Source organism: Nocardioides sp. 503 (assembly GCF_004522095.1).
In the GTDB taxonomy this organism is placed as follows: Bacteria; Actinomycetota; Actinomycetes; order Propionibacteriales; family Nocardioidaceae; genus Nocardioides.
The window spans coordinates 1-24,325 of the sequence record NZ_SPUI01000013.1; the positions used below are offsets into that span (position 1 = coordinate 1).

Annotated in this window: 21 protein-coding genes, 1 tRNA gene and 1 rRNA gene; 13 read left to right on the forward strand and 10 right to left on the reverse strand. The window is 71.7% G+C overall.

The annotated features are described in order from the left end of the window. Positions 1 to 179 precede the first annotated feature (179 nt). The 3 genes from rrf to E4622_RS22335 all read left to right on the forward strand — a co-directional run bounded on the left by rrf (position 180) and on the right by E4622_RS22335 (position 2,050). A 5S ribosomal RNA gene (rrf, locus tag E4622_RS22325) occupies positions 180 to 296 on the forward strand. A gap of 95 nt (positions 297 to 391) precedes the next feature. Beyond that, positions 392 to 1,369: a tetratricopeptide repeat protein gene (locus E4622_RS22330; protein WP_245156161.1), complete on the forward strand. Its 978-nt coding sequence runs from the start codon at positions 392 to 394 to the stop codon at positions 1,367 to 1,369. A 159-nt stretch (positions 1,370 to 1,528) separates the two neighbouring features. Beyond that, entirely contained in the window at positions 1,529 to 2,050 is a 522-nt protein-coding gene (locus tag E4622_RS22335; protein ID WP_134742445.1) for a DUF3145 domain-containing protein, read from the forward strand. A gap of 30 nt (positions 2,051 to 2,080) precedes the next feature. Here E4622_RS22335 and E4622_RS22340 read toward each other — a convergent pair whose 3' ends face one another. From E4622_RS22340 to E4622_RS22370, 7 genes are all read right to left on the reverse strand, one after another. Next, positions 2,081 to 2,536 carry a hypothetical protein gene (locus E4622_RS22340; RefSeq protein ID WP_134742446.1) on the reverse strand — a complete coding sequence of 152 codons (456 nt, stop codon included), beginning with the start codon at positions 2,534 to 2,536 and terminating at the stop codon, positions 2,081 to 2,083. 62 nt (positions 2,537 to 2,598) lie between these two features. Then, entirely contained in the window at positions 2,599 to 4,041 is a 1,443-nt protein-coding gene (locus tag E4622_RS22345) for a carboxyl transferase domain-containing protein (protein WP_134742447.1), read from the reverse strand. Beyond that, on the reverse strand, positions 4,041 to 5,294 hold the full coding sequence (locus E4622_RS22350; RefSeq protein WP_134742448.1) for a beta-ketoacyl-[acyl-carrier-protein] synthase II: 1,254 nt from the start codon (positions 5,292 to 5,294) through the stop codon (positions 4,041 to 4,043). Before E4622_RS22350 ends, E4622_RS22345 begins: the two co-directional genes overlap by 1 nt. Positions 5,295 to 5,305: 11 nt before the next feature. After that, positions 5,306 to 5,551, reverse strand: a complete 246-nt coding sequence (locus E4622_RS22355) for an acyl carrier protein (protein ID WP_134742449.1) — start codon at positions 5,549 to 5,551, stop codon at positions 5,306 to 5,308. 39 nt (positions 5,552 to 5,590) lie between these two features. Next, positions 5,591 to 6,592: a beta-ketoacyl-ACP synthase III gene (locus tag E4622_RS22360; RefSeq protein WP_134742450.1), complete on the reverse strand. Its 1,002-nt coding sequence runs from the start codon at positions 6,590 to 6,592 to the stop codon at positions 5,591 to 5,593. Beyond that, complete coding sequence (locus E4622_RS22365; protein WP_134742451.1) at positions 6,592 to 7,776, reverse strand: acyltransferase domain-containing protein; 1,185 nt, start codon at positions 7,774 to 7,776, stop codon at positions 6,592 to 6,594. Before E4622_RS22365 ends, E4622_RS22360 begins: the two co-directional genes overlap by 1 nt. A gap of 78 nt (positions 7,777 to 7,854) precedes the next feature. Then, the gene (locus E4622_RS22370; protein ID WP_245156162.1) at positions 7,855 to 9,060 is read right to left on the reverse strand and encodes a helix-turn-helix domain-containing protein; all 1,206 of its coding nucleotides are present in this window, start codon (positions 9,058 to 9,060) and stop codon (positions 7,855 to 7,857) included. A 176-nt stretch (positions 9,061 to 9,236) separates the two neighbouring features. Here E4622_RS22370 and E4622_RS22375 point away from each other — a divergent pair, with 176 nt between their 5' ends. Next, a complete protein-coding gene (locus tag E4622_RS22375) occupies positions 9,237 to 10,199 on the forward strand; it encodes an alpha/beta fold hydrolase (protein WP_134742452.1) in 963 nt (320 codons plus the stop codon). A 254-nt stretch (positions 10,200 to 10,453) separates the two neighbouring features. On the opposite strand, the gene aceE is transcribed toward E4622_RS22375, so the two are convergent. Next, on the reverse strand, positions 10,454 to 13,177 hold the full coding sequence (aceE, locus tag E4622_RS22380) for a pyruvate dehydrogenase (acetyl-transferring), homodimeric type (RefSeq protein ID WP_245156163.1): 2,724 nt from the start codon (positions 13,175 to 13,177) through the stop codon (positions 10,454 to 10,456). Positions 13,178 to 13,442: 265 nt separating this feature from the next. On the opposite strand from aceE, the gene E4622_RS22385 reads away from it, so the two are divergent. The 6 genes from E4622_RS22385 to E4622_RS22410 all read left to right on the forward strand — a co-directional run bounded on the left by E4622_RS22385 (position 13,443) and on the right by E4622_RS22410 (position 20,595). Beyond that, positions 13,443 to 13,883 (forward strand): DUF3052 domain-containing protein, encoded by a 441-nt coding sequence (locus tag E4622_RS22385; protein WP_134742453.1) that lies wholly within the window; start codon positions 13,443 to 13,445, stop codon positions 13,881 to 13,883. A gap of 73 nt (positions 13,884 to 13,956) precedes the next feature. Next, positions 13,957 to 15,576 (forward strand): AMP-binding protein, encoded by a 1,620-nt coding sequence (locus E4622_RS22390; protein WP_134742454.1) that lies wholly within the window; start codon positions 13,957 to 13,959, stop codon positions 15,574 to 15,576. Next, positions 15,573 to 16,037 carry a peroxiredoxin gene (locus tag E4622_RS22395; RefSeq protein WP_134742455.1) on the forward strand — a complete coding sequence of 155 codons (465 nt, stop codon included), beginning with the start codon at positions 15,573 to 15,575 and terminating at the stop codon, positions 16,035 to 16,037. Before E4622_RS22390 ends, E4622_RS22395 begins: the two co-directional genes overlap by 4 nt. A gap of 166 nt (positions 16,038 to 16,203) precedes the next feature. Next, positions 16,204 to 16,278 (forward strand) — tRNA-Val (locus E4622_RS22400). Positions 16,279 to 16,338: 60 nt separating this feature from the next. Beyond that, positions 16,339 to 18,834 (forward strand): Ig-like domain-containing protein, encoded by a 2,496-nt coding sequence (locus E4622_RS22405; protein WP_167736206.1) that lies wholly within the window; start codon positions 16,339 to 16,341, stop codon positions 18,832 to 18,834. A gap of 204 nt (positions 18,835 to 19,038) precedes the next feature. Then, positions 19,039 to 20,595, forward strand: a complete 1,557-nt coding sequence (locus E4622_RS22410; protein ID WP_134742457.1) for an AMP-binding protein — start codon at positions 19,039 to 19,041, stop codon at positions 20,593 to 20,595. Between the two features lie 199 nt (positions 20,596 to 20,794). Here E4622_RS22410 and E4622_RS22415 read toward each other — a convergent pair whose 3' ends face one another. Beyond that, positions 20,795 to 21,115, reverse strand: a complete 321-nt coding sequence (locus tag E4622_RS22415) for an antibiotic biosynthesis monooxygenase (RefSeq protein WP_134742458.1) — start codon at positions 21,113 to 21,115, stop codon at positions 20,795 to 20,797. Positions 21,116 to 21,232: 117 nt separating this feature from the next. Here E4622_RS22415 and E4622_RS22420 point away from each other — a divergent pair, with 117 nt between their 5' ends. After that, a complete protein-coding gene (locus tag E4622_RS22420) occupies positions 21,233 to 22,351 on the forward strand; it encodes a Nif3-like dinuclear metal center hexameric protein (RefSeq protein ID WP_134742459.1) in 1,119 nt (372 codons plus the stop codon). Here the strand turns inward: E4622_RS22420 and E4622_RS23275 are convergent. Next, a complete protein-coding gene (locus E4622_RS23275; protein WP_245156164.1) occupies positions 22,323 to 22,667 on the reverse strand; it encodes a hypothetical protein in 345 nt (114 codons plus the stop codon). The two genes, E4622_RS22420 and E4622_RS23275, sit on opposite strands and share 29 nt — an antisense overlap. Here E4622_RS23275 and E4622_RS23280 point away from each other — a divergent pair. Both E4622_RS23280 and E4622_RS22430 read left to right on the forward strand, forming a co-directional pair. Then, complete coding sequence (locus E4622_RS23280; RefSeq protein ID WP_245156165.1) at positions 22,659 to 23,105, forward strand: C4-type zinc ribbon domain-containing protein; 447 nt, start codon at positions 22,659 to 22,661, stop codon at positions 23,103 to 23,105. The two genes, E4622_RS23275 and E4622_RS23280, sit on opposite strands and share 9 nt — an antisense overlap. Continuing rightward, the gene (locus E4622_RS22430) at positions 23,102 to 24,319 is read left to right on the forward strand and encodes a bifunctional RNase H/acid phosphatase (protein WP_134742461.1); all 1,218 of its coding nucleotides are present in this window, start codon (positions 23,102 to 23,104) and stop codon (positions 24,317 to 24,319) included. Before E4622_RS23280 ends, E4622_RS22430 begins: the two co-directional genes overlap by 4 nt. Positions 24,320 to 24,325: the final 6 nt, after the last annotated feature.

Sequence of the window (24,325 nt, forward strand, 5' to 3'; positions counted from 1 at the left end):
TACTAATAGGCCGAGGGCTTGCCCCACAAACCCTCAACCAAAACCACAAGCACCCACTGCGTGCACGCGTCCACTACAAGACCACCCCACCACCCGGGGAACACGGTCACCACACCCCCTCACAAAGAGGTCGCTGGTGAGCCGGTATCACCCCGGGCGGCATACTGGGGTCATAGAGTTACGGCGGCCATAGCGGCAGGGAAACACCCGGACCCATCCCGAACCCGGAAGTTAAGCCTGCCAGCGCCAATGGTACTGCAACCGAGAGGCTGTGGGAGAGTAGGACGCCGCCGGACAAACACCTCGTAGAGGCCACCGTCATGGTGGCCTCTACGCTATTTCACACACGTTCATGCGGCCGGGACGGTCGCAGCCGAAAGGGATGACAATCGTGGCTGAGGATCGTCGAGGCCAACGGCCCGCTCGCAGCACCGGGGGCGGTCGCCCCTCCTCGGGCAAGCCCTCGTCGGGGAAGCCGGCCAGCGGCGGCTCGTCGTCGGGGAGGCCGGCCGGTGGCCGAGCCTCCGCGTCCGGTGACCGTCGCACCGGTGGCAAGCCCACCGGCGACCGCCGGGGCGGCGGCAAGCCGTCGGGCTCGCGGCAGGGCTCCGGTCAGGGTCGCCCCGCACGCGCCGGCGACTGGAAGCGCTCGTCGGACGACCAGACGCCGCGCACCCAGGAGCAGTCCCTGTACGACGGTCCCGACCTGCCGCCGGAGATCACCGGTGAGGAGCTCGACCGCGCGATCGGCGCCCAGCTGAAGGGCCTTCCCGAGAAGCTCGCCAACCGCGTGGCTCGTCACATGGTGGCGGCCGGTCTCCTCGTCGACGAGGACCCGGAGACGGCCTACCAGCACACCCTGGCCGCTCGTGCCCGCGCGCCGCGGCTCGCGGTCGTGCGCGAGGCCGCCGGCGAGGCCGCCTACGCGGCCGGTCGCTACGCCGAGGCGCTGGCCGAGCTGCGCGCAGCCAAGCGGATGAACGGCGCCACGGCGTACCTGCCGATCATGGCGGACTGCCACCGCGCCCTCGGCAACCCCGAGCAGGCCCTCAAGCTGGCCAAGAGCCCCTCCGTCGCGAACTTCGTCCCGGAGGCCAAGGCGGAGATGACGATCGTCGAGGCCGGTGCCCGGCGCGACATGGGTCAGCTCGACGCGGCCCTGCGCACGCTGGAGCTCGCCCCGCTGACGTCGAAGAGCCGTGCCCCGTGGGTGACGCGCCTCCGCTACGCCTACGCGGACATCCTCGAGGCGGCCGGTCGCGAGACCGACGCGCTCACGTGGTTCCACCGCACCCACGCGGTCGACAGCGACGAGATGACCGACGCCGCGGAGCGCGCCGAGGCGCTGGAGAAGCGTCTCGGCGTCTGAGTCGGCGCTTCGTCCGAACGCTTCGGGGCGCCCTCTGGTGCTCAGGGGGCTCATGAGTCACAATGGGGACATAACTACACACGTGTCACACGATTGATCCGTTCATCGCATGCGAGATCGCTGGGGAAGGCGTAGCTCGCGCCGACGATGAAGGAGGTCATGGTGACCACACGCACTGCCACCCACGCGGCGACGAGGGGCGTTCTCTACGTCCACTCTGCGCCTTCCGCGCTGTGCCCCCACATCGAGTGGGCGGTCGGGGGCGTCCTCGGCGTCGCCGTGAACCTCTCCTGGACCCCGCAGCCCGCACAGTCCGGTGCCTACCGCGCCGAGATGTCGTGGGCGGGCTCCGCCGGCTCGGCGGCGCAGATCGCCTCGGCGCTGCGCGGCTGGAACCACCTCCGCTTCGAGGTGACCGAGGAGCCCACGTCGGCGACCGAGGGCACCCGGTTCTCCTACACCCCCGAGCTGGGCGTCTTCCACGCGGTCACCGGCCTCCACGGCGACATCATGATCCCCGAGGACCGGCTCAAGGCCGCGGTGGTCAAGGCCGCCCTCGGCGACACCACCCTGCTGGTCGAGATCGACCGGCTGCTCGGCAAGCCGTGGGACGACGAGCTGGAGACGTTCCGGCACGCGGGCGACGGCGCCCCCGTGCGCTGGCTGCACCAGGTGGTCTGAGGACGCACCCTCCGCTCGGCCGCGGCCGGGTTAGCGCGGACGCCGGAGCCGGAAGTGGGTGGGCCGGACGTGGGCCTTGCTGCCCTGGTCGAAGGTGCCCGCATAGCTGGTCACCAGCATCCTGAGGGTGAACCGTCCCGGAGCCACCGCGGCTCGGCACACCCGGAACCGGCGTACGGCGGCAGCAGGGTCCGACTCCGAGACGAAGGTCCGGGAGGCGACCGCCCGCCCGCGCGGGGAGAGCACCCGCACCTCGGCCGTCCAGGCCGTGCCGGGTGGGGTGACGCGGTAGGCGAAGCGGTAGCTGCGGCAGCCCCGGCGCAGGGTCTGGTCCGGCGCACGCACCCGGCCCCAGGTCGGCTCGTAGCCGACCGTCGAGCGCTCGCTCGAGGCGTCTGGAACGGCTGAGGAGGGCGCGGACGCGCTCGCGAGGCCGAGGGCCAGCAGGACCGGAGTCACCAGGGCGGCCAGGGCGGTGCGCACCATCGAGGCCTCCCGGCGTGTGGCGGACGTGAGGTACAACGTCGCGCCACGCGCCCGGTTATGCCTCAGAGGGGGATGTTGCCGTGGTTGCCGTGCAGGACGCCGTGCGTCTGCACCGCCTCGTCGATGGCCCGCGCGATCGCCGAGCGGGTGCGGTCGGGGGCGACCACCTCGTCGACGACGCCGATCTCCACGGCCTTGTCGACGCCACCGGCGATGCGCTCGTGCTCGGCGGCCAGCTCGGCCTCGACCTGGGGGCGGATGTCGGCGGACACCTCGGCCAGCTTGCGCCGGTGCAGGATGCGGACGGCCGCGACGGCACCCATGACCGCCACCTCGGCGCCCGGCCAGGCGAAGACCTTCGTGGCGCCCAGCGAGCGGGCGTTCATGGCGATGTAGGCGCCGCCGTAGGTCTTGCGGGTCACCAGCGTGACCCGGGGGACCACGCACTCCCCGAACGCGTGCAGCAGCTTGGCGCCGCGGCGCACGACGCCGTCCCACTCCTGCCCGACGCCCGGCAGGTAGCCCGGGACGTCGACGAGGACGATGAGGGGCACGCCGAACGCGTCGCACATGCGCACGAACCGCGATGCCTTCTCGGCCGAGAGGGAGTCCAGGCACCCGCCGAGGCGTAGCGGGTTGTTGGCGACGACGCCGACGGTGCGGCCGCCGAAGCGCCCGAGCGCGGTGACGATGTTGGGCGCCCACCGCGCGTGCAGCTCCTGGGTGGTGCCCTCGTCGAGCACCGAGTCGACCAGGGGGTGCACGTCGTAGGCGCGCTTCTTGGACTCCGGCAGCATCGACTCCAGGTCGCGGTCCTCGACGTCCTCGACGCGCAGGCTGCCCTGGGAGCCGAGCAGCGACGCCACGTCGCGGGCCCGGTCGAGCGCGTCCTGCTCGGTGTCGGACACGATGTGGACGACCCCCGAGCGCCGACCGTGCGGCTCGGGGCCGCCCAGGCGGAGCATGTCGACGGCCTCGCCGGTGACGGAGCGCACCACGTCGGGTCCGGTCACGAAGATCCGGCCCTCGGGCCCCAGGATGACCACGTCGGTCAAGGCGGGCCCGTAGGCGGCGCCTCCGGCCGCGGGACCCAGCACCACCGAGATCTGCGGGATCTTGCCCGAGGCCTGGGTCATGACGTGGAAGATCCGGCCGACGGCGTGCAGGGACAGGACGCCCTCGGCGAGACGCGCCCCACCGGAGTGCCACAGCCCGATGATCGGCAGCTGGTCGGTCATCGCGCGGTGGTAGGCGTCGACCACGACCCGGCAGCCGACGTCGCCCATGGCGCCGCCCATCACCGTCGCGTCCGAGCAGAACGCGACGACGCGGGTGCCGTCGACCAGGCCGATGGCCGCGATCATGCCGGAGTCGTCGTCGGGCGTGATCAGCTCGAGGGTCCCCTCGTCCATGAGCGCACGCAGGCGCGTGACGGGGTTGCGGGGGTCCTCCTCGCGGGGGACCTTGACCGGCTTGGGGACCCGCTCGGCGGTGGGCGCGCTCATCAGACCGAGCCGAACGCGACGGCGACGTTGGCGCCGCCGAAGCCGAAGGAGTTGTTGAGCGCCGCGATGTCGCCCGCCGGCAGGTCGCGCGGCTTGATGGCGATGTCGAGCTCGACCTGGGGGTCCAGGTCGTCGAGGTTGATCGTCGGGGGCACGACGCGGTGGTGCAGCGCCAGGACCGTGGCGATCGACTCGAGCGCACCGGCGCCGCCGAGGAGGTGGCCGGTCATCGACTTGGTGCTGGTGACCACGACGTTGTCGACGTGGGCGCCGAGCGTGGCGTGGAGCATCAGGCCCTCGGCGATGTCGCCCAGCGGCGTCGACGTCGCGTGCGCGTTGACGTGGAAGATGTCGCTGGCCGAGATCTCCGACTCGGCGAGCGCGCGCAGGATGGCGCGCGAGCCGCCGCGTCCGGCCGGGTCGGGCTGGGCGATGTCGTGGGAGTCGGCGGTGATGCCGGCACCGAGGACCTCGGCGTAGATGGTGGCGCCGCGGGCACGGGCGTGCTCCTCGGACTCCAGGACCAGCACGCCGGCACCCTCGCCGAGCACGAAGCCGTCGCGTCCGGTGTCCCAGGGCCGCGAGACCGTGGTGGGGTCACCGGCGTTCTTGGACAGCGCCATCATGTTGGCGAAGGCGGCCATCGGCAGCGGGTGGATCGCCGCCTCGGTGCCGCCGGCCACGACGACGTCGGCCCGGCCGAGCCGGATCTGGTCGAGGGCGAGGGCGATGCCCTCGTTGCCCGAGGCGCAGGCGGAGACCGGTGTGTTGACCGCCGCCCGCGCTCCGACGTACAGGCTGATGTTGGCCGCGGGGGCGTTGGGCATCAGCATCGGCACCGCGAGGGGGGAGACCCGGCGGGGTCCCTTCTCCTTCAGGATGTCGTAGTTGGCCAGCAGCGTGTTGACGCCGCCGATCCCGGAGGCCATGGCCACGCCGACGCGGTCGCCGTCGACGCTGCCCTCCTGGACGGAGCCCTCGAGGCCCGCGTGCCGCCAGGCCTCCATGGCCGCGACCATCGCGAACTGCGAGGACCGGTCCAGGCGGCGCGCCTTGACGCGCTCGATGACCTCGGTCGGCTCGACGGCCACGCGGCCCGCGATCTTCACGGGCATCTCCGCAGCCCACTCGTCGGTCAGCTCACGGATGCCGGAGCGCCCCGCGACCAGGGACTCCCACGTGCTCTCGACGTCACCGCCGACAGGGCTGGTGGTGCCCAGACCGGTGACCACGACTCGGATGCGGTTGCTCATGATGTGCTCTCTCAGGCCTGGGCGCGCTCGATGAACGCGACTGCGTCACCGACGGTCTTGAGGTTCTTGACCTCGTCGTCGGGGATCGAGACGCCGAACTTCTCCTCGGCGGCCACGACGACCTCGACCATGGACAGCGAGTCGACGTCGAGGTCGTCCACGAAGGACTTGTCGAGCTGGACGTCGTCGGCGTCGATGCCGGCGACCTCGTTGACGATCTCGGCCAGGTCGGAGCGGATCTCTTCGGTGGTTGCCATGGGGCTTCCTTCTCTTCGGTGGGTGGTGGGGTGGTGCGATCAGGGGACGACGACGACCTGGGCCGCGTAGGCCAGGCCGGCGCCGAAGGCGATGAGCAGGGCGGTGTCGCCCGACTTCGCCTCGCCGTCGGCGATCATCCGCTCGAGTGCCAGCGGCACGGAGGCCGCCGACGTGTTGCCCATCTGGGCGATGTCGCGGGCGATCTTGACGGTGTCGGGGAGCTTCATGGAGCGCGCCAAGGCGTCGATGATGCGCATGTTGGCCTGGTGGGGGACGAAGCAGTCCAGCTCGGAGGCCGGGACGCCGGCGCGGTCGAGCGCCTCCTGGCCGACCTTGGCCATGGAGAACGCCGCCCAGCGGAAGACGGCGTTGCCCTGCATCGTGAGGTGGGGCATCGACGGCTGGTCGCTGGCGATGACGTCGCGCCAGTCCTCGACCTGCCGGATGTGGTCGAAGTGCTCGCCCTCGGAGCCCCAGACGACCGGACCGATGCCGGGGGTCTCGCTCGGTCCGACGACCACGGCGCCGGCGCCGTCGGCGAAGATGAAGGCCGTGCCGCGGTCGGTGAAGTCCGTGATGTCGGAGAGTCGCTCCACGCCGATCACCAGCACGTGCTGGGCGGTGCCGCCCCGGACGAAGTCGTTGGCCATGCCGACCGCGTGGCAGAACCCGGCGCACGCGGCGGAGATGTCGAACGCCGCCGCGTGGTCGGTGCCGAGCTCGTGGGCGATCGCCGTGGCGATGGCGGGGGTCTGCATCATGTGGCTGACGGTCGCCACGACGACGCAGTCGATCTGGCGGGCGTCGATGCCGGCGCGCTCGAGCGCGATCCGGGAGGCGGCCACGGACATGGACTGCACCGTCTCGTCGGGCCCGGCGATGCGGCGCTCCTTGATGCCCGAGCGCTGCTGGACCCACTCGTCGCTCGACTCGATCGCGTCGACGATCTCGGAGTTGGGGACGATGCGGGTGGGGCGGTAGGCGCCGACCCCGAGGATCGCGGCGTGCGACGTGCCGGTCGTGGTGGCGAGCGTGGCCATCAGTAGCTCCCCACCGGGTGGATGCGGACGAGCGGCTGACCGGGGGAGACCGGGTCGCCGTCCTCGACGAGCCACTCGACGATCTCGCCGCCGTGGGCGGACTTGATGACGACCCGGTCGCGCGTGCTGGCGACGTCGCCCAGCGTGGCTCCGGCCTCGAGCACGTCGGTCTCGGCGGCGGCGCTGTCGAGGTGGAAGGTGCCCTTGCTGGGGGAGACCACCATCCGCCAGGTGGGCGTGGTGTTCATCAGCGAGCCCTCACCGTGCTTGTCGCAGAAGGCGCGGGCGTCGTCGAGCTGGTCGGGGGTCTTGAGGGCGAACGTCTCGACGCCCTTGAGCGCGCGCTTGGCGATGCCGGTGAGCGTGCCGGCGGGCGGCATCTCGAGGATGCCGGTCACGCCGAGGTCGGACATGGTGTCGAGGCACAGGTCCCACCGCACCGGGTTGGCGATCTGGCCCACGATGCGGCGCAGGACCTCGGCGCCGTCGTGGATGACGTGGCCGTCCTTGTTGGAGATCACCGGGATGCGCGGGTCGTGGACGGAGACCGAGCGGGCCAGCGCGGCGACGTGACCGACCGCCGGCGCCATGTGCTCGGTGTGGAAGGCACCGGCGACCTTGAGCGGCATCAGCCGTGCTTTGGCGGGCGGCGCCTCGGCGAAGGCGGCGAGCTGCTCCATGGTGCCGGCGGCGACGATCTGGCCCGGGCCGTTGTCGTTGGCCGGGGTGAGGCCGTGCTGGGCGATCGCCGCGAGGACCTCGTCGCGGTCCCCGCCGAGGACGGCGGTCATGCCGGTGGGGGTGGTGGCGGCCGCGCGGGCCATCGCCACGCCGCGCTCGCGCACCAGGACCATGGCCTGCTCGGCGGTGATCGTGCGGGCGCCGGCTGCGGCGGCGAGCTCGCCCACGCTGTGGCCGGCGACCGCGCCGACGCGCTCGAAGGCGTCCATCGGGTGGGGGAAGAGCTCCAGCGCGGCGATCAGCCCGGTGGCGACCAGGAGCGGCTGGGCCACCTGGGTCTCGCGGATGGCGTCGGCGTCGGCCTCGGTGCCGTAGTGGGCCAGGTCGAGACCGGCGACGGCCGAGAGCCAGTCGATGCGCGAGGCGAAGACGCGGTCCTCGAGCCAGGGAGTGAGGAAGCCGGGGGTCTGGGCCCCCTGGCCGGGAGCGACGATGACGAGCACACGTCCACTGTGCCGGGACGGGGCGGTCCGGCGCGTCTCCGGCACCCACCAAAGAGACCGTCGAGGTTTGTAGGGTTCCTACAAGTTTGCCGGACCCGCGTCGCGACCCGACTGGCGCCCGAGCACCAGCGCGATCTGCAGGGCCAGGGCGTCGCGCGGCACCGAGGGTGTGTAGCCGGTGGCGTCGGCCACCTGGCCGAGCCGGTAGCGGACGGTGTTGGCGTGCACGAACAGTGCCCGCGCGGTCGCCTCCAGCGAGGAGCCGGTGGCGAAGTAGGAGGTGAGCGTCTCGATGAGGGTGCCGCGCGCCCGCAGGAGCGGTACGTAGACCTCCTCGACCAGGTGCCGCCGGGCGTGACCGTCACCGGCGAGGACCCGCTCGGGGAGGAGGTCGCTGCTGCGCACCGGGCGCGGGGCCTCGGGCCAGCCGGCGGCCGCGCGGTAGGCCGAGAGCGCGGCCCGCGCGGACAGGTAGGCGTGGCTCAGGTCCTCGGTCACGGGTCCCACGACGATCGGCCCGTCGGCGACCAGCTCCACGAGCGCCTCGGCCGCTCGTTTCTCGTCGTCCACCCCGCCGAGCAGCACCACCAGCCGGTCACCCTGCACGGCGCAGAGCGCGTCGAGCCCCGCGACCCGGGCCCTGCGCCGTACCTCCATGAAGAGGTCGGTCTCGGTGCGCCGCTCGGGCATCGCGGCGAGCACCACCGCGACCCGTCCGCTGGTGCCCCACCCCACGGCACTGGCGCGCGAGAGCACCGACTCGTCGGTCTCGGCACGCAGCACCGCGTCGACGACGAGCGCCTCGAGGCGGGCGTCCCAGGCGCCGCGTGACTCCGCTGCCCGGGCGTAGACCTCCGCGGTGGCGAAGGCGACCTCGCGGGCGTAGCGCATCACCGCGGCATGGACGTCGGGTGCGTCCTCGGGCTCCAGCACGTCGTCGATGTTGCTCTCGACCACCTCGATCGACAGCCGCACCAGGTCGACGGTCTGCTGCAGCGTGATGACGCCGGCCAGTGCCCGGGGGGCCGCGCCGAAGACCGAGGACGCCAGCGCGGTGCCGCCGCTCTCGGCGGCCGCGTCGTCGGAGGGGTACCAGTCCACGAAGCCCTTGATGCCGGCCTGGATGATCGCGGCGACCCAGGACCGGTCCTCGGCGCTGAGCTCGCGGAACCACGCCATGTCGGCCTCCATGCGGGCCATGGCGGCGGTGCTGAGGGCGCCCGTCGACCGGCGCAGTGCGGTCGCGGCACGCGCACGGGGGTTGTTGGTGGAGCGACGGGGCACGCGAGGAGCCTAGGCCGTGGTCGTCCCCGACTCACCTCGCAGGGGGAAGCGCTCACGCGAGCAGCGGCGAACCCCCGTGCCGCAAGGGAAATTGCGGGTTTCTGGAGGTGGCCGACCTACCAACGGGGTCGGTCCTCTGGTTGAATCCTGCACAACGCCGAACCGAGGAGGCTCCGGTGGGGGGACCCCAGCACGAGGTGCAGTTCGTCACGATCCACGGACATCGGCGTGCCTACGTCAAGGTAGGACACGGGCCGGCGCTGCTGCTGCTGCACGGCCTGGGCTGCGACCACACGAGTTGGGAGCCGGTCATCTCGACGCTGGCCAAGCGCTACACCGTCATCGCGCCCGACCTGTTGGGCCACGGGCGGTCGGACAAGCCGCGGGCGGACTACAGCCTCGGCGGCTACGCCAACGGCATGCGCGACCTGCTGACCGTGCTCGGCGTCGACAAGGTCACCGTGGTGGGCCACAGCTTCGGTGGGGGCGTGGCGATGCAGTTCGCCTACCAGTTCCCCGAGCGCACCGAGCGGATGGTCCTGGTGGCCTCCGGCGGTCTCGGCCCCGAGGTGTCGACGTTCATCCGCGCGATCACCACTCCCGGCTACCACCAGCTGATGGGCGTCCTCACGCTCCCGGGGGTGCGGCACGTCGGCCTGGCCGGCATGCGCGCCCTCTACGGCACCGGCTGGAAGCTCACCCGCGACCTGCGCGAGGTCGCCGAGATCTACGACTCCTTCAAGGACCCGGCCGCGCGGGCCGCGATCCGCCACGTCGTGCGGGCCGTCGTCGACTGGGAGGGCCAGATCGTCACCATGGCCGACCGCGCCTACCTCACCGACGCGATGCCGATGTGCGTCGTGTGGGGCCGCGACGACCAGGTCATCCCGGTGCGCCACGCCAGCAACGCCGCCGCGCTCGCCCCCAAGGCGCGCGTCGAGGTCATCCCGAACGCGGGCCACTTCCCGCACAAGGACCACCCCGAGCGCTTCGCCAAGGTGCTCCACGAGTTCATCCGGAGCAGCCAGCCGGCGTCGTACAGCCGGTCGAAGTGGCGGGGCCTGCTCCGCAACGGCCAGGTGGGACCGCAAGGCCCCGTCGCCGCCCCGGTGGCGACCGTCACGGACATCACCGGCTAGGGCTGGTCGTCGGCTCACGGGGTTTCGAGACAGGCGCTGCGCGCCTTCCTCAACCCCCGGGGAGTCCGGGGTCGAGGAGGTTGCGCAGCAACCGTCTCGACACCCAGTGAGCCGGACGCCCCCTGGACGCGGGGGATCCGGCTCACCGTCGGTCGTTCGTCTCACCGGGTCTCGACACGCGCGGACGCGACCTCGTTCCTTGGTCGCGCGCGCTGCTCGACCACCATCGATCGGATCCGCTGAAGCGGCTCCGATCAGGCGTCGCCGCCCTCCTGCTTGACGCCGGCCACCGCGGTGGGGTCGTCGATGCGGTACTTCTCGAACGCCTTCACCACGACGTCGCGGTCGATCTCACCGGCGTCGGCCAGGGCCTGGAGGGCCTGGACCACGACGGACTCGGCGTCGATGTGGAAGAAGCGGCGCGCCGCCGGACGGGTGTCGGCGAAGCCGAAGCCGTCGGCACCCAGGACGCGGTAGTCGCCGGGGACCCAGCGCGCGATCTGGAGCGGGACCGCGCACATGTAGTCGGAGACCGCCACGACCGGGCCGCTGACGTCGGCCAGCTTGTCGCTGACGTAGGCCGTGCGCGGCGCCTCGCCGGGGTGGAGGAGGTTCCACTCCTCGGCGTGGACGGCGTCGCGGGCCAGCTCGTTCCACGACGTCACCGACCACGTGTCGGCCTGGACGCCCCACTCCTCGCGGAGCAGGTCGGCGGCCTTGGCCACCCACGGGAACCCGACGCCGGAGGCGAGCAGCTGGACCCGCGGCCCGTCGCCCTGGGCGTCGGCGACCTTGTGGATGCCGCGCAGGATGCCCTCGGCGTCCACGCCCTCGGGCTCGGCCGGCTGGTGCACGGGCTCGTTGTAGACGGTGAGGTAGAAGATGATGTCCTCCGCCTGCTCGCCGTACATCCGCTCGAGCCCGGACTTCATGATGTGCGCGACCTCGTAGGCGAACGCCGGGTCGTAGTGCACGACCGCAGGGTTGGTCGCCGCGAGCAGCGGCGAGTGGCCGTCGGCGTGCTGCAGGCCCTCGCCGGTCAGGGTCGTGCGGCCGGCGGTGGCACCGATCAGGAAGCCGCGCGCCAGCTGGTCGGCCATGGCCCAGATCGAGTCGCCGGTGCGCTGGAAGCCGAACATCGAGTAGAAGATGTAGAACGGGATCATGTGCTCGCCGTGCGTGGAGTACGCCGAGCCCGCCGCGGTGGCCGAGGCCATGGCGCCGGCCTCCGAGATGCCCTCGTGGAGCATCTGGCCCTGCTTGGACTCCTTGTAGGAAAGCAACATGTTGCGGTCCACCGACTCGTACTGCTGACCGCCGGGGTTGTAGACCTTCGCGGACGGGAACATCGCGTCCATGCCGAAGGTGCGGTACTCGTCCGGCGCGATCGGCACGACGCGCTGCCCGATCTCGGGGTCCTTCATCCAGTCCTTGAGCAGACGGACGACGGCCATCGTGGTCGCCACCGAGTGCTTGCCGCCGCCCTGCTTGAGCTCGGAGTAGATCTTGTCGTCGGGCAGCTTGAGGCTCTTGGCGCGCAGCACCCGCTGGGGCACCGACCCGCCGAGGGCCTGGCGGCGCTCCATCATGTACTCGAACTCGGGGGAGTCCTGGCCGGGGTGGAAGAACGGCGCGGCGCCGGTCTCCTCGTAGGAGCGCTCGAGGTCGCGGTCGGAGATCGGCAGGTAGAGGCGGTCGCGGAACTTCTTGAGGTCGTCCGGCGTCAGCTTCTTCATCTGGTGGGTGGCGTTCTTGCCCTCGAGGGCGTCGATCGTCCAGCCCTTGATGGTCTTGGCCAGGATCACCGTCGGCTGGCCGACGTGCTTGGTCGCGGCGTCGAAGGCGGCGTAGACCTTGCGGTAGTCGTGACCACCGCGCGGCAGCTTCTGGATCTGCTGGTCGCTCATGTGCTCGACCATCTTGCGCAGCCGGGGGTCGCCGCCGAAGAAGTTCTCCCGGACGTAGGCACCGTCCTCGACCGAGTAGGTCTGGAACGCGCCGTCGGGGGTGGTGTTCATCTTGTTGACGAGCACGCCGTCGACGTCGCGCGCCAGCAGCGGGTCCCACTCCTGGCCCCAGACGACCTTGATGACGTTCCAGCCGGCACCGCGGAAGTTGGCCTCGAGCTCCTGGATGATCTTGCCGTTGCCGGTGACCGGGCCGTCGAGCTGCTGCAGGTTGCAGTTGATGACCCAGGTGAGGTTGTCGAGCTCCTCGCGCGCCGCGATGCGGATCGCGCCGAGGGACTCGGGCTCGGCCATCTCGCCGTCGCCGAGGAAGGCCCAGACGTGCTGCTCGCTGGTGTCCTTGATGTTGCGGTTGGCGAGGTAACGGTTGAAGCGGGCCTGGTAGATCGAGTTGATGCCGGTCAGGCCCATGGAGACGGTGGGGAACTCCCAGAACTCCGGCATCAGCCGGGGGTGGGGGTAGGACGGCAGGCCCTTGCCGGCCCCGTGCTGGACCTCCTGGCGGAAGCGGTAGAGCTGCTCCTCGCTCAGGCGCCCCTCCAGGAAGGCGCGGGCGTAGACGCCCGGCGAGCCGTGGCCCTGGATGTAGATCTGGTCGCCGCCCCCGGGGTGGTCCTTGCCGCGGAAGAAGTGGTTGAAGCCGACCTCGTAGAGGCTCGCCGAGGACTGGTAGGTCGCGATGTGGCCGCCGACCTCCAGGCCCTTGCGGTTGGCGCTCGACACCATGACGGCGGCGTTCCAGCGCAGGAACGCGCGGATGCGTCGCTCCACCTCGAGGTCGCCGGGGAACCACGGCTCGCGCTCGGGCGGGATGGTGTTGATGTAGTCGGTGCTGCGCAGCGCCGGGACGCCGACGTTGCTCTCGCGGGCCCTCTCGAGCAGTCGCAGCATGACGTAGCGGGCGCGTTCGCGGCCGCGCTCCGTGACCAGGTCGTCGAAGGACGCCAGCCAGTCGGAGGTCTCGTCGGGGTCGATGTCCGGCAGCTGGGTCGGCAGTCCCTCGTGGATCACAGAGAGGGGGGTGCCGGTGCGGGTGCCTGAAGTGGAGGGTGTTTCTTCGGTCACCCGTCCATCGTCCCATGTGGGTGCGCGCAACCAAATCTACCCATCGGTAGTCCCACCAGGCGTCGCCTCGCGCGGGCTTTGGTGCCTCACCGGGTGTCCATGAGACGGTCCTGGTGTCCGCGAGAGGTTGCGCCCCTGGGCCAACTCCGGTGGACTACTCCCCAACCTGGTCCGCCTGGCGGGCCCCATCGTTCCAAGACTGGAGGAACCAGTGAGTTCGACCGCGGGTGGCGGGTCCACCCAGACAGGCTCTGTCACCGGACCGGCCGAACGGCTGGGCTTCAAGCCCGGCATGGTCATCCAGGAGCTCGGCTGGGACAACGACACCGACGACGACCTCCGGATCGCGATCGAGGACGCCCTCGACGCCGACATGGTGGATGCCGACTACGGCAACGTCGTCGACGCGGTCATCCTCTGGTGGCGCAGCGAGGACGGTGACCTGGTCGACGGTCTGGTCGACTCGCTGACCGACCTGGTAGGCGGGGGCGCCATCTGGCTGCTCACGCCCAAGATCGGACGGCCCAACGCCGTCGACGCCGCCACCGTCGCCGAGGCCGCGCCCGTCGCCGGCCTCGCGCAGACCACCACGGCCGCGGTCAGCAAGGACTGGGCCGCGACGCGGCTCGTCGCCCCCAAGACCCCTGCCTGAGGCGAGCCTGGCGCGACGACCCGCACGGGTCCGTCGTACTCTGCGACCGTCGTCTCCCGCTAGGACCCTCACCGTGCTCCAGAAGCTTGTCCTCCGTGCGTCCTCCCTCGGCGTCAGCGCCAAGGTGCTGGCGGGATCCGGGGTGGTCCGGCCGTACTCGCCGCGGGTCCTGGCCGACCTGCTGAGGACCGTCGTGACGTGGGGGACCGGACCCGCAGGCGGCTTCGCGTCGCTGGCGGTCCGCGCGCCCCACCAGGTGGGGCTGGTCGACGAGCTGGGCGAGCTCACGTTCGGCGAGCTGCACCAGCGGTCCAACGCGCTCGCGCGTGCCCTGCGCGCCCAGGGCGTCGAGGAGGGCGACGCGGTCGCGCTCATGTGCCGCAACCACCGCGGCTTCGTCGACGCCAGCATCGCCGTGGCCAAGCTCGGCGCCGACCTGCTCTACCTCAACACCGCCTTCGCCGGGCCCCAGCTGGTCGACGTGCTCGAGCGCGAGAAGCCGACCGTCGTGATCCACGACGAGGAGTTCACCGAGCTGCTCGCCGGCGCCGATGCCGGCCGGCGGGTGCTGGCCTGGACCGACAGCGACGAGGTCGACGCACCCACGGTCGAGGGGCTGATCTCCTCGGAGTCCACCGACGACCTGGACGCGCCGTCGCGGCACTGTCGGATCGTGATCCTGACCTCCGGCACCACCGGTACGCCGAAGGGGGCGCCGCGCAGCGAGGCCGGCATCGACGCCGCGGTCTCGCTGCTCTCGCGGATGCCGCTCCGCGCCGGCTGGCGCACGCACATCGCCGCGCCGCTGTTCCACACGTGGGGCTTCGCCCACCTCGCCCTCGCGATGCTGCTCGGCTCGACGGTCGTGCTGCGCCGCAGGTTCGACCCCGAGGGGGTGCTGGACGTCGCCGAGTCGGAGCGCTGCGACTCGCTCGTGGTGATCCCGGTGATGCTGCAGCGGATCCTGGCGCTGCCCGAGGAGACGCTGGCTGCCCACGACCTGTCGCGGGTCAAGGTGGTGGCGGCCTCCGGCTCCGCGCTGCCAGGCGACCTGGCGACCGCCTGGATGGACCACTTCGGCGACCACCTCTACAACATCTACGGGTCGACGGAGGTGGCGTGGGCCTCGATCGCCACGCCGGAGGACCTCCGCGAGTCGCCGACGTCGGCGGGGCGACCGCCGTACGCGACGGTGGTGAAGATCTTCGACGCCGACGGCCAGGAGCTGCCGGTGGGGGAGTCGGGTCGGATCTTCGTGGGCAACAGCCTGCTCTTCGAGGGCTACACCGGCGGTGGCGGCAAGGACATGATCGACGGGCTGATGTCGTCCGGCGACGTCGGGCGCTTCGACACCGACGGCCGGCTGCACGTCGAGGGCCGTGACGACGAGATGATCGTCTCCGGTGGGGAGAACGTCTTCCCCAAGGAGGTCGAGGACTGCCTCGCGCGCCACGAGCACGTGGTCGAGGCGGCCGCGGTCGGGGTGGACGACGAGGAGTACGGCAAGCGGCTCAAGGCCTTCGTCGTGGTCGACGACGACGCGGTCGGCGAGGACGACCTCAAGGACTGGGTGAAGCAGAACCTCGCCCGCTACAAGGTGCCCCGCGAGGTGGTGCTCCTCGACGAGCTGCCCCGCAACTCCACGGGCAAGGTGCTCAAGCGCGAGCTGGCGAAGGACGAGAGGGACTCATGAGCGGTATCGAGTGCGGCGGGCAGGCGCCCGACTTCACGCTGCGCGACCAGTTCGGCCAGGACGTCACGCTGTCGTCGTACCGCGGGAACAAGGCGGTCGCCATCTTCTTCTACCCCTACGCGTTCTCCGGCGTCTGCACCGGCGAGATGGCCGGGATCCGCGACCGGCTGGCCGACTTCCTCACCTTCGACACCGAGGTCCTGGCGATCTCGTGCGACCCGATGTTCGCGCTGCGGGCCTTCGCCGACCAGGACGGCCTGAACTTCCCGCTCCTCAGCGACTTCTGGCCGCACGGCGAGGTGGCCCGTGCCTACGGCGTCCTCGACGAGACCACCGGCGCCGCCCACCGCTCGTCGTACGTCATCGACAAGAGGGGGACCGTCCGCTGGGCGACCCACAACGCGATGCCGCAGGGCCGCGACCTGGACGAGCACCTGCGGCAGCTCACGTCGGTCGTCTAGACCGATCTCGCCGATTTCCGCAGAACGGGTGACGGACGGCGAGGGACTCCTCTAGTGTCGTCCACGTTGAACCGCTGGTGACCCGAGACGCCAGCGGTTCAACTTCCATTTCGGGCCCTTTCGCGCGTCGGCCAGTGGTCACGTAGTCTGCTCCCGCTTCGAGCACGGGCGTATAGCTCAGCGGTAGAGCCCCTCGCTTACAACGAGGTGGTCGGGGGTTCGATCCCCTCTGCGCCCACCAACCGGCTCCAGTTGCGGCGTTTCGCCCCGCGAGACGCACGACGCGGGCATGCTTGACGGCGTGTTCCGGAAGACACCTCGGCTCGCCCGCCCCACCCCTGCGTCGTCGACGACCCTTCTCCTCTGCGGCCTGCTCGTGGCCGGGAGCGTCGCGCTGGCCGCACCCGCCTCTGCCGCCTCGCCAGTGGCGGTGGACGACAGCTACACGGTGACGCGCGGGGGCACCCTCAACGAGGCGGCGCCGGGCGTGCTGGCCAACGACTCCGACCCGGACGTCGGCGACTCGCTGTTCGCCACCGGGCTCACCGTCGCGCCGCAGCACGGCACCCTGACGTTCGGGGTCAACGGCTCCTTCACCTACGTCCACGACGCCGGCGCGGCGACGAGCGACACGTTCACCTACCTCGTCACGGACGGTCACGGAGGGGTCGACACGGCCAATGTGACCATCACGGTGACCACCCCCAACGGGGCCCCGGTCGCGCTCGGCGACAGCGTCACGGTCGCGGAGGGCGGCACCGCGACGACCCTCACCGGCGGCGCCACGAGCGTGCTGACCAACGACACCGACCCCGAGGGCGACGTGCTGACCGCGGTGCTGGTGACGGGTCCCACCAACGGGACGCTCACGCTCAACGCCAACGGGACGTTCGGCTACACCCACCACGGCTCGGAGACGACGTCGGACTCGTTCACCTATCGCACCTCCGACGGGACGGCACTCTCCAACGTCGTCCCCGTCACGGTGACGGTGACGCCGGTCAACGACCCGCCGGTCGCAGTGGGTGACGCCTACAGCGTGGCGGAGGACTCGGTGCTGACGGTCACGGCGGCCAACAAGGTGACGCTCAACGACACCGACGCGGAGAGCAGCGCGCTCACCGCGGTCCTGGTGAGCGGGCCGTCGCACGGGACCCTGACGCTCAACGCCGACGGCACCTTCACCTACACCCCGCAGGCGGGCTACGACGGCGCGGACTCCTTCACCTATCGCGCCGACGACGGGTCCAGCAGCTCCAACGTGGCCACCGTGTCCCTGACCGTGACGGAGGTCGACGACGCTCCGGTCGCGGTCGGCGACAGCTTCATTGTCGCGGAAGGCGGCACCGCGACGACCCTCACCGGCGGCGCCACCAGCGTGCTGACCAACGACACCGACCCCGAGGGCGACGTGCTGACCGCGGTGCTGGTGACGGGTCCCACCAACGGGACGCTCATGCTCAACGCCAACGGCACGTTCGGCTACACCCACGACGGCTCGGAGACGACGTCGGACTCGTTCACCTACCTGGCCTCCGACGAGACGTCGTCCTCGAACACCGTGACGGTCTCGGTGACAGTGACGCCGGTCAACGATGCCCCGGTGGCGGTCGGCGACGTCTACAGCGTGGCCGAGGACTCGGTGCTGACGGTCACGGCGGCCAACAAGGTGACGCTCAACGACACCGACGCGGAGAGCAGCGCGCTCACCGCGGTCCTGGTGAGCGGGCCGTCGCACGGGACCCTGACGCTCAACGCCGACGGCACCTTCACCTACACCCCCCAGGGCGGCTACGACGGCGCGGACTCGTTCACCTACCGCGCCGACGACGGGTCCGACGGCTCCAACGTCGTCACGGTGACGCTGACGGTGACGGGGGTCAACGACGCGCCGGTCGCAGTGGGTGACGCCTACAGCGTGGCGGAGGACTCGGTGCTGACGGTCACGGCGGCCGACAAGGTGACGTTGAACGACACCGACGCCGACGGCGACGCGCTCACCACGACGGTGGCGAGCGCGCCCGTCCACGGGACGCTGTCGTTGAACCCCGACGGCACGTTCGTCTACACCCCGGCGGCGGACTTCCACGGGACCGACTCGTTCACCTACGTCGCGAACGACGGTCAGGACGACTCGGTGCCCGGCACGGTCACCATCACCGTCGCCGACCTCGACGACGCACCGACCATCGGGCGCATCGCCAACCGGGTCATCGAGCGGAACCGGCGTACCGGTCGGCTCTCCTTCACCGTCGCGGACGATCGCACCTCGGCCACGGGCCTCGAGGTGTCGGCCACGTCGAGCAACGCCCGCCTCGTGCCGGCCTCGGCCATCCAGCTCACCGGCACCGCGGGTCGCCGTCAGGTGTCGATCACGCCGCGACGCGACCGCGTCGGCTCGACGGTGATCACGCTGACCGTCACCGACGGTGAGGGCGGGCGGGCTCAGTCCCGGTTCACCCTGACCGTGCGGCTCGGCCCGCCCTGCACGGTCAGCGGGACCAGCGGGGACGACGTGCTCGTCGGTACGCCGGGCCGTGACGTCATCTGCGGCCGTGCGGGCAACGACGTCCTGCGCGGCCTGGGCGGCGACGACGTGGTCCGGGGCGGCACCGGTGACGACCGGATCCTCGGCGGGGCCGGTGACGACGTCCTGCGTGGCTTCGACGGCGACGACGTGATCCGCGGCGAGGTGGGCGACGACCGACTCTTCGGAGGCCTCGGGAGGGACGTCCTCCGGGGCGGCGCGGGCCACGACCGGCTGGTGCAGGACCGCCCACCCGGCCGGGTGGCCTAGCAGCCGGGCTGGAGCCCGAGCTCCCGCCGACGTATGGGTGGCCGGGCCATCCCCCGATCGGCCCGGCCACCAACGAGGTCAACGGGCGAGGTGACGTCGGGTCACGGCTCACGTCGAAGAACTTCCGAGCGTCCGCTTGTCGAGGGGATCCGAGCGGGGTCATTACAGTGAGGCGGTCACAGCGTCACCTCCAGGAGGATTGCGTTGATCGTCCCCTTCAGCATCTCCGACTTCATCGACCGAGCGGTCCAGGTGTACGGCGCACGCGTCGGCGCCGTGGACGAGCCGGACCAGCCGGCCGCGCCGCTGGGCGACGAGCGCGGCGAGCTCACCTACGCCGAGATCGGCGCCCTCGCGCGCCGTCAGGCCGCCAGGCTGGACGAGCTCGGCATCGGCGTGGGCGATCGCGTGGCCGTGGTGAGCCACAACAGCTCGCGGTTGCTCACGTCGTTCTTCGGGGTCGCGGGCTCCGGGCGGGTGCTGGTGCCGGTGAACTTCCGGCTGAGCCCCGACGAGGTCCGCTACATCGTCGAGCACTCCGGTGCGCGCGTGCTGATCGTCGACCCCGAGCTGGACGACACGCTGAGGGACGTGACCGCGGAGCACCGCTTCGTCATCGGCGACGACGACCTGCTGTTCGCGCCCGAGGGCGTCGAGCCGCAGCTGTGGGAGCCGGACGAGAACGCGACCGCCACCATCAACTACACCTCCGGCACGACCGCCCGGCCCAAGGGCGTGCAGATCACCCACCGCAACATCTGGGTCAACGCGGTCACCTTCGCGATGCACGCCGGGGTCACCGACCGCGACGTCTACCTGCACACGCTGCCGCAGTTCCACGCCAACGGCTGGGGGATGCCGTTCGCGATGACCGGGCTCGGGGCCAAGCAGGTGATGATCCGCAAGATCGACGGCGCCGAGATCCTGCGCCGCGTGCGTGACCACGGCGTGACCGTGATGTGCGCGGCGCCTGCCGTTGCCGCCGCGGTGCTCGAAGCCGCGCAGGACTGGGAGGGCGAGATCCCCGGGCGCGACCGGGTGCGGATCATCATGGCCGGCGCACCGCCGCCGACGAAGACCGTCGTGCGCGTGCAGGAGGAGCTGGGCTGGGAGTTCATCCAGATCTACGGCCTCACCGAGACCTCGCCCCTGCTGACGATCAACCGCTCCCGCGAGGAGTGGGACGAGCTGTCGGCGGAGGACCGCGCGGCCAAGCTCGTGCGGGCCGGCGCGCCGGCGCTCGGCGTACGCCTGGAGACCGACGACTCGCCCGAGGGCGGGGGAGAGGTGCTGGCGCGCTCCAACGTCGTGCTCGAGGGCTACTGGGAGCAGCCGGAGGAGAGCGCGACGGCGCTGCGCGACGGGTGGTTCCACACCGGTGACGGAGGCGCGATCGGCGAGGACGGCTACCTCACGATCCAGGACCGCAAGAAGGACGTCATCATCACCGGAGGTGAGAACGTCTCCTCGATCGAGGTCGAGGACGTGCTGTTCTCCCACCCCGCCGTGGCCGAGGTCGCCGTCATCGGCGTCCCCAGCGAGAAGTGGGGGGAGACGATCAAGGCTCTCGTGGTGCTGGGCGAGGGCGAGCAGGTCACCGAGGCCGAGCTCATCGCATGGTGCAAGCAGAAGGCCGCCGGCTACAAGGCGCCGACGTCGGTGGAGTTCCGCGACGAGCTGGCGCGCACGGCGACCGGCAAGCTGCAGAAGTTCAAGCTGCGCGAGGCCTACTGGCAGGGCTACGACCGTCAGGTCAACTGACGGACGGGCTGCTGCGCGGTGGCGCGACCGCGTGGAGGAGTTTCACCGGGTACCCGGTGAAACTCACGCTTCCGGTACGAAGTTTCATGCCGGGAGCGTGAGTTTCGTCGGGGCAGTGTGATCGCTGGGGCGCAAGGGTCCCGGGCGATGGGGACGCCGAGGTCCGGGGCTCGCGCCTCGACTGCGGCCGCGTGTCCGGTCAGCTCGGCCTGACGTCCAGCACGACCTCGAACTCCAGCAGGTCCGCGCCGCTGGCGACCGGCTTCGGCCGCTCGCCGCCGTCAGCCGGTCCGGCGTGCGCTGCGCGGGCGTCGCCGTCGCGCCAGGCCGCGAAGGACTCCTCGTCCTCCCATTGCGTCACGACGAAGTAGCGCTCCTCGCCCTGCACCGGCCGCAGCAGCTGGAAGCCCAGGAAGCCGGGCGTGCCGTCGATGGTGCCGGCCCGCGCGGCGAAGCGCTTCTCGAGCTCCTCGTGGGCCTGCGGGGGGACACGGATGGCGTTGATCTTCACGACGGGCATGGGTCGAGCCTAGGCGGGGGCCCCGAGGCCCTGCGCCGGTGCAGGGCCTCGACGTGCGCTCGTCGCTGGCGCTCCTCGCTGCTCGACCACCGAGCGCGGGCCACTACCCTGGCGCGCATGCCGACTCTCCAGGACGTCATGGACCTGCTGCACGGCTGGTACCCGCCGAGCACGGCGGACCAGTGGGACGCCGTGGGGCTCGCGTACGGCGACCCAGCCGCGCCGGTAGCGAAGGTGATGTTCGCCGTGGACCCGACGGCCGAGGTGGCCCTCGAGGCGGCCGAGTGGGGCGCTGACCTGCTCGTCGTGCACCACCCGCTGTTCCTGAAGCCCGTCCACGGCGTCGCGGCCACGACGCCCAAGGGGCGCACGCTCGCGACGCTCGCCGGGGCGGGCTGCGCGCTGCTGACGGCGCACACCAACGCCGACCGCGCCGACCACGGCGTCTCCACGTCGCTGGCCGACGCGCTCGGGCTCACCGACGTCACGCCGATCGTGCCCAGCACGGGGCCGGCCCGCGACAAGCTGACCGTCTACGTGCCGGCCGACGCCGCAGCCCCGCTGCGCGCCGCGATCGCGGAGGCCGGTGCGGGACGCATCGGTGCCTACGACTTCGCGTCCTTCTCCTCCCCGGGCCAAGGCCGCTTCCGTCCGCTGGAGGGGGCGAGCCCCGCGGTCGGCACGGTCGGCACCATCGAGACCGTCGAGGAGGTGCGGATCGAGGTGGTGCTGGACCGCGAGCTGCGCGCCGACGTCGTCCGCGCCGCGCTCCGCTCGCACCCCTACGAGGAGCCGGCCTACGACGTCGTGGAGCTCGCCGACATCGGCGACGCCACGACCGGGACCGGACGCATCGGGTCGGTCGCGCCGACCACGCTGGGCGAGTTCGCCGCCCACGTCGCCGCGGTCCTGCCCGAGACCGCGCACGGCGTGCGGGTCGCGGGCGACGCCGAGCGCGTCGTACGCCGGGTGGCGGTGTGCGGCGGAGCCGGTGACTTCCTGCTCGACGACGTCCTGCGCACGGACGCCGACGTCTACGTCACCAGTGACCTGCGCCACCACCCGGCGAGCGAGTTCGTCGAGCAGGGCGGGCCGGCGCTGGTGGACGTGGCCCACTGGGCGGCGGAGTACACGTGGCTCCCGGTGGTGGAGGCGAAGGTGCGTGCGGCGCTGGGCGATACGGTGGGGACCCGCGTGAGCACCATCGTCACCGACCCGTGGACCACCCGCCTCTGAGGAGCACCCGCTGAAAGCCGACCCGTTCGCCCAACTGAAGCTGCTCGACGTCCAGGCCCTGGACGCGAAGGCCGACCAGCTGCGGCACCAGCGCTCGCACCTGCCCGAGCTGGCCGAGATCGCCACGCTCACCGAGCAGCGCAAGGAGCTCGACGACCAGGCGCGTGACGCACGGATCGTCGTCGACGACCTGACCGCCGCCCAGGCGAAGGCCGACGCCGACGTCGAGCAGGTCAAGGCCCGACGCACGCGCGACCGCGACCGCATGGACTCCGGTGCGATCACCAACCCCAAGGACCTCGAGCGCATGCAGCACGAGCTCGCGTCCCTGGAGCGACGGGTCTCCACGCTGGAGGACGAGGAGCTGGAGGTCATGGAGCAGCTCGAGCAGGCCCAGGCCGCCCTGACGCGGGTCACCGAGCAGCTGAGCGCGGTCGACATCCGGATGGCCGACCTGGTCGCCGTGCGCGACGAGAGGACCGCCGCGATCGACGTGGAGCTCGGGGCGGTCGTCGCCGAGCGGGTGCCGGCCGTCGAGGGGATGCCCGAGGACCTGCTGGCCCTCTACGACCGGCTGCGCGCGAGCAAGCACGGCGTGGGCGCGGCCGAGCTGCGCCAGCGGCGCTGCAGCGGCTGCCAGCTCACCATCGACCACGCCGAGCTCGCCGTCATCCGGGCCAAGCCGACCGACGAGGTCATCCGCTGCGAGGAGTGCCAGCGGATCCTGGTGCGCACCGGCGAGTCAGGCCTGTGAGCGAAAGCCCCCGCCGCGTCGTGATCGAGGCGGACGGCGGCTCGCGCGGCAACCCCGGCCCGGCGGCGTACGGCGCGGTGCTGCGCGACGCCGACACCGGCGCGGTGCTCGCGGAGGACGGCACCACGATCGGTCGGGCGACCAACAACGTGGCGGAGTACTCCGGGCTGATCGCCGGGCTGCGCCTCGCGCAGGAGCTCGCGCCACAGGCGCAGATCGAGGCGCGGATGGACTCCAAGCTCGTCGTGGAGCAGATGTCGGGTCGCTGGAAGATCAAGCACCCCGACATGCGCCCGCTGGCCGCGGAGGCGACGAGACTGGCGCCCGAGGGCACGACGTACACCTGGATCCCACGCGGTGACAACGCCCACGCCGACCGCCTGGTCAACGAGGCGCTCGACGGCGTCCGCGAGGGCGTCACGGTCACGGCGCCCCCCGACGACGCCGACGAGGACTCGCTGATCGAGGAGATCGAGTCCCCGGCGGCCGGGGAGGCACCCGCCTCGGTGCAGCGCCAGGCCCGGGGCTGGTCGGCCGGCGGGGGAGTGACCACCACGCTGGTCCTGGTGCGCCACGGCGTCACCGCCCACACCCTCGAGAAGCGCTTCTCCGGCGGCCTGGCCAGCGCCAACCCGCCGCTCAGCGACGAGGGGCGCGACCAGGTGCGCGCCACGGCCGAGTGGCTGGCGCCCATCGCCGGCAGTGTCGAGGCGGTCGTCCACTCGCCCGTACGCCGCACGCGCGAGTCGGCCGAGATCCTCGCCGAGGTGCTGGGCAGGCCGCTCGAGGTGGAGCCGGGCTTCGCGGAGATGGAGTTCGGGATCTGGGACGGCCTGACCTTCGCCGAGGTGTCCGAGCAGCACCCCGACGCCCTGAAGCAGTGGCTCGGCTCGCTGGACGCCGCCCCCGAGGGCGGCGAGTCGTTCCGGGTCGTCGAGGAGCGGGTGCTCGCGGGGCTGCGGCGGGTGCTCGACGAGCACGCCGGCGAGACGGTCGTCGTGGTCAGCCACGTGACGCCCATCAAGACGCTGGTCGGCCATGTCGTCGGTGCGCCGCTCGACTCGGTGTTCCGCATGGAGCTGACCCCGGCGTCGGTCACGGTGATCTCGTTCTTCTCCGCCGGGGCCGAGGGTGAGGAGCCGCGCACGTCGCTGCGCCTCTACAACGCGCTGCCACCGGCCCGCGACGCCTTCTCGGACCCGGCCGCCTGGTAGCGCCCG

Excerpts from the sequence above, each read along its gene's own strand:
- E4622_RS22335 (WP_134742445.1), top strand. The coding sequence starts at position 1,529 with ATGGTGACCACACGCACTGCCACCCACGCGGCGACGAGGGGCGTTCTC.
- E4622_RS22340 (WP_134742446.1), bottom strand. The coding sequence starts at position 2,536 with ATGGTGCGCACCGCCCTGGCCGCCCTGGTGACTCCGGTCCTGCTGGCC.
- E4622_RS22345 (WP_134742447.1), bottom strand. The coding sequence starts at position 4,041 with ATGAGCGCGCCCACCGCCGAGCGGGTCCCCAAGCCGGTCAAGGTCCCC.
- E4622_RS22350 (WP_134742448.1), bottom strand. The coding sequence starts at position 5,294 with ATGAGCAACCGCATCCGAGTCGTGGTCACCGGTCTGGGCACCACCAGC.
- E4622_RS22355 (WP_134742449.1), bottom strand. The coding sequence starts at position 5,551 with ATGGCAACCACCGAAGAGATCCGCTCCGACCTGGCCGAGATCGTCAAC.
- E4622_RS22360 (WP_134742450.1), bottom strand. The coding sequence starts at position 6,592 with ATGGCCACGCTCGCCACCACGACCGGCACGTCGCACGCCGCGATCCTC.
- E4622_RS22395 (WP_134742455.1), top strand. The coding sequence starts at position 15,573 with ATGAGCGGTATCGAGTGCGGCGGGCAGGCGCCCGACTTCACGCTGCGC.
- E4622_RS22415 (WP_134742458.1), bottom strand. The coding sequence starts at position 21,115 with ATGCCCGTCGTGAAGATCAACGCCATCCGTGTCCCCCCGCAGGCCCAC.
- E4622_RS22420 (WP_134742459.1), top strand. The coding sequence starts at position 21,233 with ATGCCGACTCTCCAGGACGTCATGGACCTGCTGCACGGCTGGTACCCG.
- E4622_RS23280 (WP_245156165.1), top strand. The coding sequence starts at position 22,659 with ATGCAGCACGAGCTCGCGTCCCTGGAGCGACGGGTCTCCACGCTGGAG.